The following is a 12,205-nucleotide window of genomic DNA, read 5'->3' on the forward strand; positions in this document are numbered from 1 at the left end:
GCTGAATGGCGATCCGACCTAGCGCTCCAGACTGTGGAGCGGCGCCATAACCTTCATCTGCGGCCAACTCATAATTCGGAAGCTGGTGATATGGTTCTATGCCCCCCCGATCACTTTGCCAGCACCTAAAGACTGATTTTTGGGGGCGTCGGCAGCGCTTCAAAAATGAGACGGCCAGTGCCGTCTCACCCGGATCGCGGAACGACGGCTTCTAGAAACGAAAAGCGGGACAGGAGACATTCGAACACCTCGGCTTCCCCGTCCGGGAACAACCCTTGTCGGCCGTTAGCGATCACTTTTCGGAATCCTGAAAGCGGAAACAATTTTAGCTTGATCGAGATTGTGCATGGATGTGGACCTCCATACAAGCTAGCTGATACCTGAAGATCAGAACGGTGTTTATGTACTCGGCATATGGTTTAAGTCTTCGGTCCGAATTAGAGCTGCCTGAACTGCGGGCTTGCTCCTTCACTAAGGCGCCTGATGCCACGATCGTACTGGGCTCTGTTCCCGTTGGAGGGCCGCCTGGAGGAAGGCAGGTCGCTCCCAATCTATGGGGGGCACATGATGTTATCTGGTTTGCCGTTCCTGGAGTGGCTCGCTTCAAGGTTAGCAATGGGTCGAAGATCGTGGTGGATCCGGAACCAGATAGCGATACCGCGTCGATGCGCGTCTACCTGCTGGGCTCGTGCCTGGGCGCAATGCTCTTCCAGCGTGGTCTGCTGGTTCTCCATGGCAACGCTATCGAGATCGATGGCAAATGCATGATTTGCGTGGGACCCTCCGGGGTTGGGAAATCCACTTTGACGGCGGCTTTCCTGCAGCGAGGCTTTCGGGTGCTGGCCGACGATGTCGTGCCGATCGATCCCTCGCGCAATGCAATCCCCGGCTACCCGCGCATCAAGTTGTGGCAGGACGTGGCCGATAAACTTGGAATTGAAACAAAAAAACTCGATGAAATTCGGCCGGGGATGAAGAAGTACAACTATCCCCTCGGCACGGCTTTTTGTGACAAGCCGATTCCGGTTGGGATGATTTGCCTGCTTTCACCGCACGCGAAGGATACCATAGAGGTGACGCGGGTACAGGGAATGGACCGGTTTTCCGCGCTTTATGGCAATACCTATCGGCAGCAGTTCGTGGAAGGGATGGGTCTCCAGTCCGCGCATCTGCGCCAATGCGGTGAGCTTGGCGCGCGCACTTCCATTTTGCGCGTCAGCAGGCCGACGTCCGGATTCCGGATAGAAGCTCTGATGCAATGCCTGCTTGAAGCGATGCGGGAAATCGCCTGACGCAAACGGCACGGGTTCGGTTGCGGCCGATCGCATGGATTGGGTTGCGGACTACGCTGTCATGGCTGATCCAGCGAGTTTCGGGGGCTTGGAAGCGCTGATTGCGAGCCTGAGCCAGCGTGGTCAGGCGCTCGGATATGAGCCTGCGGAAGCGATGCGGATAAATTGGAGGCGTTCCAAGCTGTTCCGCAGTTAGCCAAATTTGCGGCTTATTTGTGTTTCATGCCTCCGTTACGATGCCCTCTGATTTCATGTCCAGCAGGAAGGCATGTACATCGGAACGAAGCGTGTTCTCATCGACATCGAACTGGTCACGAAGAATTCCGATCAGATAGTCGAAAGTCCGGGGGCTTTCCAAGGCATCCCAAATCTGAGCGCCAATGCCGCTCAAGCCGTAGTAGGCGCCTTTTTCGACGCTCATCATAACGATCTCGCCATCCATCTCGGTGGCGACGAGCGCGGGATTGCGAGTCAAAATCATGATGGATCGCCTTGCATAGTTGAAGCAATTTGGATGCTTGCAATTTTTCGGTGAGCGTTGCAACGCGAAGGCTGATATTTCCCCCATCAAGTCCACCATTATACTGCCTCGGCATTGTCAGATTTGGCCGTGAGCATTCCGTCCGGTGAGAGTGGAGCGATGCAGCAAAAGTGCTTGCCTTGAACAAAGGATGGCATTTAGATTGCTGAACCGATAGGATCGGTTATCAATACCAATTGTCCTTAGTGTGAGCGAGAAGACTTATGAAAATTTCTGTGCCTGACTCCTCTGAGAATATTGTGTCCACGCCAGAAGCTTCGTCTTGCGACGAGAAGGTGGCTTATGTGGCGCCCAAGCTTGTCCGTCTGGACGTTCAGGAAACCCAAGGGACTGTGGCAGGAAACGCGGACCCGTTCGTTTCCTGACGCTCCAACGCTCAGCGAAATTATTGCCTTTTATCTCGGAGCCGGAGGTTCACGCGATAAATTGCGCGCATCTTTCTTGCGCCGTGTACTTAAGTGAACAGCCATGAGCGCAATTGGCGCTATCATCACCCAATCCTCTTCCTATCGTCCAGTTGAAGCCATCGGCCCTATGGCACGGACGCTGCGCATGTATGGCGTCGATGACATCGCGCAGGAGGATGGAAAGGGCTGGGCTATGGTGCGGGCTCTTTACCGGTTGACGCCGGAAGACCACTACGATCAGCAGCCTCTCTCTCTTTCGGGAGGAGGCGCCCGTCTGTTGTTTGACGGTCGTGTCGACAATCGTCAGGACTTGCTCTTCGCGTTGGGCTGCACAGATGGCGAAGAGGCGCGTGGCTGGGCGGACTCCACCATCCTGGCGATGGCGATCGAAAAATGGGGTCTGGCGGATACTCTGCCCCGTCTTTGCGGCCCCTTTGCGCTGGTCCACTTCGATCTGAGCAAATCTCTCCTTACGCTCGCGCGGGACGAGGTCGGATATCGGCCGCTGTTTTTCACCAGACAGACAGATTTTATCGCCGTGTCGTCCATGCCCAAGGGGTTGCATGCTCTACCGGGCATGGCGCGGGATATGAACGTCGGCGCGGTTGCCGAGCGGTTTCTGCAATCTCCGCAGCGCGGCACGACAACGCTGTTCGAAGAGGTCCAGCGGGTTCCCCCCGGACATCTGGTTGAACTGTCCTTCACTTCGCAAACCGTACGGCGATGGCGGGGGCTGGAAGAATTGACCGTGGATAGGTCAAGGAGTTTCGAAGAAAATCTTCAAGCCTTTGATGCGGCCATGAATCAGGCAGTGGAGGCTCAACTCCGGCGTATCGGCGGGATCGGCGGACAGTTGAGCAGTGGCATCGATGGCGCGACTGTCATGGGCATCGCCGTGCGCAAGTTGCCTCCGCGCACATCCTTCCATGCGTTTACCGCCGCCCCCGCAGATCCTTCAGTCCTTCCTGAAGAACGACGGGACTGGCTGGACGAATCTCGCCGCGCGAAGGCTATCGCCGATCATTTTCCTTTTGTTCAACATCACGTAATTTCGAATGACGCGACCAATTTGGCTAATGTCGTCGTGCGTTATAACAACGCTCAGGACGCTCCGCTCCAGTTGCCGCTGCACACCTGCTGGTTCGATGCTATCGGCCGGGTGGCGCATCGGAAGGGCATAAAGGTCGTGCTGACGGGTTTGTCAGGCAATCTTGGATTTTCCGCCGGATATGGCCTCGTGGAACCGTCCTACCGCCGCGATTACGGCCTGCTGGCCTGGCAGCGATTGCTGGCCCAGCGGGTGGCGAACGGGACGATTTCCTGGAAAGCCTGGCTGCGGACCGGCGTGGTGGATTTCTTGCCGGGCAAACTCCGAGACGCAATCCTGAAAGCCGCCAAGCGGTGGCGTCAGATGAACGAGATCGATCGGCTGAATCCGGAGGTTGTCCGCCGCTATGACCTCGCTTCGCAGCAGGCGGAATGGAATGGTAATTTTACCCAATCGAAGATAACGCGCACGTCGGACGTACGAATATTTTCCTATGATCTTCTGGACATTGGCGCCTTTCTGAAGGCGTTGCTTGCGGAAACCGGAGTGGACTTTCGGGACCCTTGTGGAGATAACAGGGTACGACGCCTGGCTCTCACTGTTCCCCACGAGCAATATTTCAAGCCTCGTGACCGGGCTTTCGGCCACGCCTTGTTTTCGCGCTACATTGCCCCTGACTTGGCTGACGAAGCGATCAGCCTTTCTGGCCGGCAAAACGCGGACATGGCGGCCACACTATCGGCAGTCGAAGAGGACATTGTGGAAACCTTTGAACGGGGAGCATCCGGTCCCGCAGTCTTCGCCCCCGTGCCTCCAGGGATTCTCACTGCTCAGCTCGGGGAATTAAGGTCGGAACTGGGAACTCTGAGTGAACGTAATTTTGGGGCACATGGAGACAAGGTGCGAAACATCGCTTGGCAATACACCATCCAAGCCTTCATCAACAGCTTCAACCACCGAAACTACAACGAGGATTTGTCCTGAAAGCCTTGACGGATAGCGCAGCGCTCCTTTCTGATGAAAGAGGCCGTTCGTAACCGGATAGCCTACATGAGCATAGGATCGGTACTGGAAAGCAGATTTTCGTTCTAGCGGCTGCTATGAACCTGCGTTTTCCACTGCTTGACGTCCAGTACCGGTGCCTCGAAGCTGACCGTCGCGAAGGGCCCGCTTCAGTTTAGATGTTTGGTCCCGGCATTTGATGTGAACCGCGCCGGGATTGCCGGAGGCCCTAACTCCTGAGAGGAAGGGTCTACGATGAGCAAGACGACGAACAAGTTTGCACCTGAAGTTCGGCAGCGGGTGATCCGCATGGTTCTGGAACATGAAGGCGCTTATCCTTCTCGCTGGGCTGCGATCACATCGGTGGCTGAGAAGATCGGATGTTCCGGGCACACGCTGCTGGAATGGGTGAAGAAGTCCGAGGTGGACAGCGGCAAGCGCGGTGGTGTGCCGACGGAGACCGCCGAGAAGCTCAAGGCATTGGAGCGTGAAGTCCGCGAACTGCGGCAAGCCAATGAGATTTTGCGCAAGGCGTCGGCATATTTTGCCCAGGCGGAGCGAGCCAGAAACCCTTGGCGCCCGTTCAAACGATGATCGCCTTTATCGACGAGCATCGCGATGCCCATGGGGTCGAGCCGATCTGCAGGGTTCTGCCGATCGCCCCATCCACCTATTACGAGCGTCTTGCCAAGCGGCGAGATCCGGCCTTGCAATCCGCTCGCGTGCGGCGGGATGAAGAGCTGAAGCCCGAAGTTCTGCGGATCTTTGCCGAGAACTTCGGCGTCTACGGCGTTCGCAAGGTATGGCGGCAAATGAACCGCGAAGGCTTCGATGTTGCACGCTGCACCGTGCAGCGGCTTATGCGAGAGCTTGGCCTGCAAGGGGGGATCCGGGGCAAACCGGTGCGCACCACGATTGCCGATAAGGCGGCTCCGTGCCCGCTCGACCAGGTCAATCGCCAGTTCTATGCTCCGGCGCCGAACATGCTCTGGGGTTCCGACTTCACGTATGTCGCGACTTGGGCGGGGTTTGTCTACGTCGCCTTCGTGATCGACGTCTACGCCCGCTACATTGTGGGTTGGCGTGTCAGCAAGACGGCGCATGCCTGCTTCGTGCTGGATGCGTTAGAGCAGGCTATCCACGACCGGCGGCCCGTTCACCGGGGCGGCTTAGTTCATCACAGCGACCGTGGCTCGCAATACGTGTCCATCAAGTACACCGAGCGCCTCGCTGAAGCCGGCATCGAGCCGTCCGTCGGTAGCGTCGGCGACAGTTACGACAACGCTTTGGCCGAGACGATCAACGGCCTTTACAAAGCTGAGGTCATCCACCGCCGAGGACCTTGGCGCTCGTTCGAAGCCGTCGAATACGCCACACTGGAATGGGTCGACTGGTTCAACAACAGGCGCCTGCTGGAGCCGATCGGAAACATTCCTCCGGTCGAAGCCGAGCAGCGCTACTACGCCATGCTGGACGACGTCCCATTGGCTGCATAATTTAAGACGAATGGCCTCCGGCAATCCCGGCGCGGTTCAATGCTTCCTACGAATACATCTGCAAATGCTGGGCAACCCAAATCAGACCGCTTCAGGCTTAAGCCGCACCATCAATGCCGGGACCAAACATCTAATAAACGAGTCCTGAACCTAGGAGGCGTGTTGACGGCAAAGACTGCCGGATCCTCTGAACGGGCAATGTCTGCGCGATATCGAGCAGCCTGATAGTAGGCATGGTACTCTTGGGCTCGGTTCGTCGGAAGTGGCGGCCATTTGGGCGAACGCCTTGATCTACGGCAATAATTAACTTGTGCATGTGCGAGATAGCTGATATCCGTACATTGATTTGGATCTAAGTCAAGGGAGCATTAATTTATGCGTATGAGCAAACTGTTGGCCGCAGTTGCTGTTTCGTCGCTGGTCACCACTCCGGTGTTGGCGAACACGGCTGCGCCGCTTTCAATCGCGAAGGCGTCGAGTGTCAAGGCTTCGAGTTCGTCGAAGAAGTCGAACAAGCTTGCGCCTGGCGTTGTCGTCGGTGTTCTTGCAGGCGCGGCTGTTATCGGCGGTGTGATCGCGATTGCGGACGACGGCAATTCTGACAGCCCCTGAGCTGTTACGGAAAGTCCAAGGAAATGGCGGCCCCTTAACGGGCCGCCATTTTTTTTCCAACTGTGCAGGATCCGGCAAGGCGGACCTGTCTCGGCGGTGCCGATTCGCCGAACGGAGTGAAGTAATTGCATATCGAATGCCTTAAGGGGGCTTTTTGAAGAGATGTTCAGCTTGGACATGCGCACTTCTATTGCGCTTTGCTTGATCACCTTTATCGCTATCGCTGGAGGAGTTATCTGGGTGAATGTGGCTCGTCAGCGGCGCAAGGTCCGTCTGCGTCGTCGGGGTCTGGGGAAGCATGAAAGATAGGTGGTGTATAATTGCAACGGCGGGCGTTCACCAAGCCGCTGGCAAATCGCTCCTTCTGGTCATGGTGTCGAGGGGCTTGTAACCGTTGGTCGTGAAGGCTAACCAACAACCAACCTCACGAGGGCTGACTATTCCACTTAAGGTTTTCATGAACCAAAAACTTATTTTGAGCAGTGTGTCGATCGCTGCACTGCTGTGTTCAGCATGTTCAGCCCCCACGCTGGTAGGACGTCCAGGCCTGGCGGTATACGAAAACAAGCCTCTTCCAGAACCGGTGCGTGAGGACCTCGTCATTCCGCCTAGGCCGTATGTTCTAGGTCCGTCGGACAATTTGGATGTTGATGTCTTTGGTATTCCTGAGCTCAGCAAGAGTGTGACAGTCGATTTGACCGGAAAGATTGCGCTCCCTCTGGTCGGTGAGCTCAAGGTTTCGGGGTTGACGACTAGTGAACTCACCGCTGTTCTCGTCACGAAATTACGTCAAGCCCATGTGCTTGATCCAAAGGTGACCGTGAACATTGCAAACGCGGCGAGCCAGATCTTCACGGTTGATGGCTCCGTGGCGAGCCCGGGCATCTTTCCTCTGTCTGGACGTATGTCACTTATGCGCGCAATTGCGAAGGCTCAGGGCACGACGGAATATGCGCGCGAGAACTATGTTGTGGTGTTTCGTACAGTTCAAGGGCAGAGATACGCTGCCCTATATGATCTGCGCGCTATCCGGCAGGGCCTGCTCGATGATCCCGAGATATTTTCTAATGATATCATTTATGTGGGCGATAGTCAGGCGCGCCGCCTTTTCAGAGATGTCATTACGGCTGCGCCGTTGATCACGACGCCAATGCTTCTTCTTTTGCGATAATATTTGTCTGAGGCGGCTAGCATCTATGCAGTATAAGGCCAGTATAAACACAATGCGCGATGTCAATGCCTACCCTGCTATAGACGCGGATGGGGGGCGGGGTGCTAGTTTTGATATAAATTTGCCACAAATTTTATCGGTATTAGATAGGCGTAAGTGGCTTATTGCAACGATTACGACATGCATTTTTTTGCTTGGCTTGATCGTGACGCTTTTGATGACGCCGCAATACAAGTCGACGACTACTCTCGAAATTCGCCGCGAAGGTGGCAATTTCATGAATGTTCAGGGGGTAGATGCTGGCGCGATGAATATGGTGAACCCTGAATTTTACGCGACACAAGAGGGTTTGCTATCGTCGATTAGTCTTGCTGAGGCCGTGGTGGTTGATAACCGCTTGCAGGATAGCGCTGACTTTTTTGAGATGTTCAACTCCAGCGGGGCGACCGCTTGGTTCGAAAACGGCCGCCTTATTCCTGGCAAGTCTACTCGTGAGGAGCGTTTGCGGGCAGCGAGGGGGATTCTGATAAGTCGAGTCGATGTTTCGATTGAGCGTTTGTCAAGCTTGGCAACTGTTAGCTTTACGAGCCCGGATCCGAAGTTTTCGAAGAAGATCGTTGATTCGTGGGCCTCGAACTTTATCAAGGCGACACTTGAGCGCCGTTACGCAGCTACGGCCTATGCGCGTAAGTTTTTGGAAAGGCGTTTGGAGCAACTCCGGAATCGGACTGATGTGACTGAGCGTCAGTTGGTTGATTATGCTGCTCAGCAGGGCATTGTCAGCCTGCCCGGTGGGAGTGAAGGCTCTGGTAAGTCCGGTAGCGGTCCGGAGCGCTCTCTTGTAACGGAAGATCTCGTTTCTTTAAACCATGCGTTGTCGTCGGCTATAGCAGAACGCATTGATGCTCAGAGCCGCCTGCAATCACGCAGCAGTGCTGGCGACGAAGTACGTGGCAGCATCTCGCAAATGCGAGCGCAGCGGGCGCAACTGGCATCGCAGTATGCTGACATGATGCAGCGTTTCGATCCGGCATACCCGCCCGCCAAGGCAATTCAGGCACAAATTGCTTCGCTGGATAAATCGATTGCTCAAGAAGATGCCCGAGCTCAGACTGCTCTGCAAGCTTCCTATGAAGCTGCTCGTAAACGCGAGGCTGCTCTTACCGAGCAGGTGGACACCCTGAAATCCAAGCTGTTTGATATGCGTCGACGTAGCACGCAATACAATATTCTGATGCGGGAAGTTGACACTAACCGTCAACTGTATGACGCATTGTTGCAGCGCTACAAGGAAATTGGTGTGGCAGGCGGTGTTGGTATCAATAACATCGCTGTTGTTGATCCTGGCGATCTTCCAGGTGGGCCCTCTGAACCAAAATTGTCACTCAACTTAATGATTTCGTTGATGATAGGGGCTGCTTTAGGCGTCGGACTAGCATTTGTTCTTGAGCTATTCGAGGATACTCTGTCTGACCCAACCGAAGTCACGGAGTTGTTGCATATTCCCTTGATTGGCGTGGTGCCGAAGGCGAAAGAGGAGCCGCTAAGTGCGTTGCTCGATCAGAAGTCGATGCTTAGCGAAGCATACTTCTCGGTCCAAACCTCCCTAGCGTTCACTACGAGTCATGGTTTTCCGAAGACGCTTGCCGTTACAAGTTCGCGTCCCGCCGAAGGTAAATCGCTGACATCTTATGGTTTGGCAAAAACACTGGCATCGCAGGGCCGGAATGTCTTGCTTGTTGATAGTGACATGCGAGCGCCCAGTATCCATCATATGCTCCAATGTGATGGATCATATGGGCTCAGCAATCTGTTGACCGGTGCTATGCGGCCTGCAGATGCCGTTCAATCTACGAATATCAAAAACTTGTCAGTTATCGCTGCTGGTCCGCAGCCACCAAGTTCCGCTGAATTGCTAGCCGACACTCACTTTAAGGACGCTCTTGGCGAGCTTTTGCCCAATTTCGATTACATCATCGTTGATGCTCCGCCAGTCATGGGATTCGCCGATGCGCCCCTTTTGGCCAATCAGGTGGAGGGTATCTGCTTTGTCATAGAGGCGCACAGCACCAAGAAGTCGAGTATCCGAACGGCGCTCGCTCGTCTGCGGACGACCGAGATCAATCTCCTTGGTGCGATTGTAACTAAATTTGATTCAAAACAGGCATTTACAGGTTACGGCTATGACTATGGTTACGGTTATGGCTACGGTGAAGAGCGTTCTGAAAATGCCGTCAAGCAGTGAGTGAATTTGGCTTGCCGCGTGGTGTTGCCTTCATACGTCCGATTGCAATTCTTATAGGTGGCCTGCTGCTACTATGGTTTTCCATTGGTGTTACGTTCAATTTCACCATCGCAGATAGACATCCCGAACTAGCGCAAGCATTGTGGCCTGTCGGTGTTACCGCAAGGCTGGCTGATGCAGAAGTGACACTTGCGACGCCCTCACCGACGTCCGCTAAACTTGAGCAAGTCTATAAGGCACTTCGAAATGCTGCACTTCGTGAGCCGGTGAGCAGCTATGCGCTTGGGATGCTTGGGGCTGTTACCGACTACCGGCAAGACAAGGCGCGCGCACGTACGCTTTTCAAGCTGTCGGAGCAGATGTCGCGCCGCAATCTTCTGACGCAAATGTGGCTCATTCAGGATGCTGTTGGCCGCGATGATGTCCGGGAAGCGATCCATCACTATGATCGTGCAATGCGGGTTTCGGTTGAGACCCGTGAACAGCTAATGCCCGTGCTTATCTCTGCTGCTAGCGCGCCTGGAATTCTGAAGGAGTTATTACCCGTTCTGGCCGAGCGCCCAACGTGGTGGCGGGATTTCGCCCGCGAAATCAGCAAAACTGGTAGCGATCCGAGAGCGATGTCGGCAATCATTATTGGCCTGAAACCCAATCTGCTGAACATCGACGAACGCCATGCTGCTGAAGGATTTCTACGTCGTATAGTCGCGTTAAAGGCTAGAAGGATCGCCTTGCGTACGGTGAATCGCCTAGAAGGTAAGAGAGGGCTATACCGTACGATACAGAATGGAGCTTTTGAGGAAGGCCTGGGATTGCTTCCCTTCGCTTGGTTGATGCACGAACAAGGGGAGATTCAAGCTTACCGAGGTGCTGTGCCAAACAGTGGCTACGGAATTTGGATTGAAACTCATAACGGTGTCGATGGCGATGCTGCAAAACAGCTGATCGGCCTTGGACCTGGGCGCCACGTGTTTACAGGCGTTGTTGGGAGTGAACCATCGGTTTCTGCAGGTCAGGTTAGTATAAATATTAGTTGTGGTGGTGGGCAAGCATTGAAGAGTTTTAGCGTGCCTGCCTCAAGTGATATGAAGAAAAATTTTCAATTTGCATTTGATGTGCCAAAAAAAAATTGCTGGACGCAGTGGATAACGCTTCATATTGCGTCTGAAAGTGATGCAAGGAGGTGGCTGGATGATCTTCTTGTGAGGTGAATTTCATTCTAAACGAGGGTGGTTCTGTAGAGTCTCGCTTCTGGGAGGCCCTCCCCCGACTTCAGTCGGATACTGACTTCAGCTGTGGACTCGCGTTTGAGTAGCCCCTAGATTTCTGGACGCCTTCCGCTTTCAAAATCTGCTGCCGTTCGAACTCGATGGGTGACAGCATCCCGTTCCTGACGTGCTTGCGCACGGGGTTATAGAACATCTCGATGTAATCGAAGACGTCCTCCCGGGCTGCTTCGCGCGTTTTATCGTTCCGACGCCGGATGCGCTCGCGCTTGAGCGAGGAAAAGAAGCTCTCGGCAACGGCGTTGTCATGGCAGTTGCCGCGTCGGCTCATCGAGTGCTCAAGATTGTGAGCCCGTATGAAGGCAGCCCAGTCCATGCTGGTGAACTGCGAGCCCCGGTCCGGAAGGATCAGCACCCGCTGTTTCCGTTTGCGCCGCCATACCGCCATGTGCAGTGCCTGCAGCACCACATCGGTGGTCTGTCGGCTCTGCATCGACCAGCCCACCACGCGGCGGGAGTAGAGATCGATTACGATTGCCAGATAGGCAAAGCCTTCCAAGGTGCGAATGTAGGTGATGTCCGTCACCCACGTTCGATAGGGGGCAGCCACGCCGAACAGGCGATCCAGCGTGTTATCGACCGCCAGGGACGGCTTGCCTCCGTAGCTGCCGGACCTGGGCTTGTAGCCGATCTGCGCCTTGATACCCGCCAGCCTGGTCAACCGGGCAACACGGTTCGGGCAGCAGGTCTCACCCTGATCTAACAGATTATCGTGCAGCTTGCGGTAGCCATAGACCTTGCCGCTGTCGTTCCAGGCCTGCTGGATCAACTCTGTCTGCCGAGCATCTTCCAAAGCCCGTAGGCTCAGCGGGCTCTTCTGCCATGCATAATAGCCACTGGGCTGCACGGCGAGGCACCGGCACATCGATCGAACCCCGAACTGGTGGCGATGCTCGGCAATGAACGCGTATTTCACTTTGCATCTCGAGCAAAATACGCGGTGGCTTTTTTTTGAATGTCGCGCTCCTCGGTTACCCGGGCCAGCTCGCGCTTCAGCTGACGGCTCTCGGCATCCTTGCTGGCATCGCCAGACACTTGCCCCGCCAGCTGGAGACCCGCAAAAACCGATGGCGTTTCGGGAGCTATGATGATTCATTGATCGGTA

Annotated in this window: 8 protein-coding genes, 1 pseudogene and 1 other annotated feature; of the genes and pseudogenes, 6 read left to right on the top strand and 3 right to left on the bottom strand. The window is 55.1% G+C overall.

The window, feature by feature from the left end:
* Positions 1-593: 593 nt before the first annotated feature.
* Positions 594-1,292, top strand: coding sequence for a hypothetical protein (locus tag MTR66_RS20605; protein ID WP_243924503.1), 699 nt, complete (start codon positions 594-596; stop codon positions 1,290-1,292).
* Positions 1,293-1,512: 220 nt separating this feature from the next.
* Here MTR66_RS20605 and MTR66_RS20610 read toward each other — a convergent pair whose 3' ends face one another.
* Positions 1,513-1,773 (bottom strand): PqqD family peptide modification chaperone, encoded by a 261-nt coding sequence (locus MTR66_RS20610; protein ID WP_243924505.1) that lies wholly within the window; start codon positions 1,771-1,773, stop codon positions 1,513-1,515.
* A gap of 528 nt (positions 1,774-2,301) precedes the next feature.
* Here MTR66_RS20610 and MTR66_RS20615 point away from each other — a divergent pair.
* The gene (locus MTR66_RS20615; protein ID WP_243924507.1) at positions 2,302-4,272 is read left to right on the top strand and encodes an asparagine synthase-related protein; all 1,971 of its coding nucleotides are present in this window, start codon (positions 2,302-2,304) and stop codon (positions 4,270-4,272) included.
* A 273-nt stretch (positions 4,273-4,545) separates the two neighbouring features.
* A protein-coding gene (locus MTR66_RS20620; RefSeq protein WP_243924509.1) for an IS3 family transposase occupies positions 4,546-5,786 on the top strand; the annotation gives its coding sequence in 2 pieces (ribosomal slippage) (positions 4,546-4,834 and positions 4,834-5,786; 1,242 coding nt in all).
* Positions 4,827-4,955 (top strand) — a sequence feature (AL1L pseudoknot). (Overlaps the previous gene by 129 nt.)
* Before the next feature lie 368 nt (positions 5,787-6,154).
* On the opposite strand, the gene MTR66_RS20625 is transcribed toward MTR66_RS20620, so the two are convergent.
* Complete coding sequence (locus MTR66_RS20625) at positions 6,155-6,607, bottom strand: hypothetical protein (protein WP_243924516.1); 453 nt, start codon at positions 6,605-6,607, stop codon at positions 6,155-6,157.
* A 248-nt stretch (positions 6,608-6,855) separates the two neighbouring features.
* Here MTR66_RS20625 and MTR66_RS20630 point away from each other — a divergent pair, with 248 nt between their 5' ends.
* From MTR66_RS20630 to MTR66_RS20640, 3 genes are read left to right on the top strand one after another with little or no spacing between them, the layout of a single operon-like run.
* Complete coding sequence (locus MTR66_RS20630; RefSeq protein WP_243924518.1) at positions 6,856-7,569, top strand: polysaccharide biosynthesis/export family protein; 714 nt, start codon at positions 6,856-6,858, stop codon at positions 7,567-7,569.
* A gap of 52 nt (positions 7,570-7,621) precedes the next feature.
* Positions 7,622-9,814 carry a GumC family protein gene (locus MTR66_RS20635; protein WP_243924520.1) on the top strand — a complete coding sequence of 731 codons (2,193 nt, stop codon included), beginning with the start codon at positions 7,622-7,624 and terminating at the stop codon, positions 9,812-9,814.
* A complete protein-coding gene (locus tag MTR66_RS20640; protein WP_243924522.1) occupies positions 9,811-11,025 on the top strand; it encodes a hypothetical protein in 1,215 nt (404 codons plus the stop codon). Before MTR66_RS20635 ends, MTR66_RS20640 begins: the two co-directional genes overlap by 4 nt.
* A gap of 61 nt (positions 11,026-11,086) precedes the next feature.
* Here MTR66_RS20640 and MTR66_RS20645 read toward each other — a convergent pair.
* Positions 11,087-12,135 (bottom strand): annotated as a pseudogene (locus tag MTR66_RS20645) (IS3 family transposase); the annotation flags it as partial.
* Between the last annotated feature and the right edge of the window lie 70 nt (positions 12,136-12,205).

This window comes from Novosphingobium beihaiense (assembly GCF_022832375.1).
Classification (GTDB): Bacteria; Pseudomonadota; Alphaproteobacteria; order Sphingomonadales; family Sphingomonadaceae; genus Novosphingobium; species Novosphingobium beihaiensis.

Bases quoted from the DNA above. Each gene is read 5' to 3' on its own strand.
- MTR66_RS20610 (WP_243924505.1), bottom strand. From the start codon at position 1,773: ATGATTTTGACTCGCAATCCCGCGCTCGTCGCCACCGAGATGGATGGC.
- MTR66_RS20615 (WP_243924507.1), top strand. From the start codon at position 2,302: ATGAGCGCAATTGGCGCTATCATCACCCAATCCTCTTCCTATCGTCCA.
- MTR66_RS20630 (WP_243924518.1), top strand. From the start codon at position 6,856: ATGAACCAAAAACTTATTTTGAGCAGTGTGTCGATCGCTGCACTGCTG.
- MTR66_RS20635 (WP_243924520.1), top strand. From the start codon at position 7,622: ATGCGCGATGTCAATGCCTACCCTGCTATAGACGCGGATGGGGGGCGG.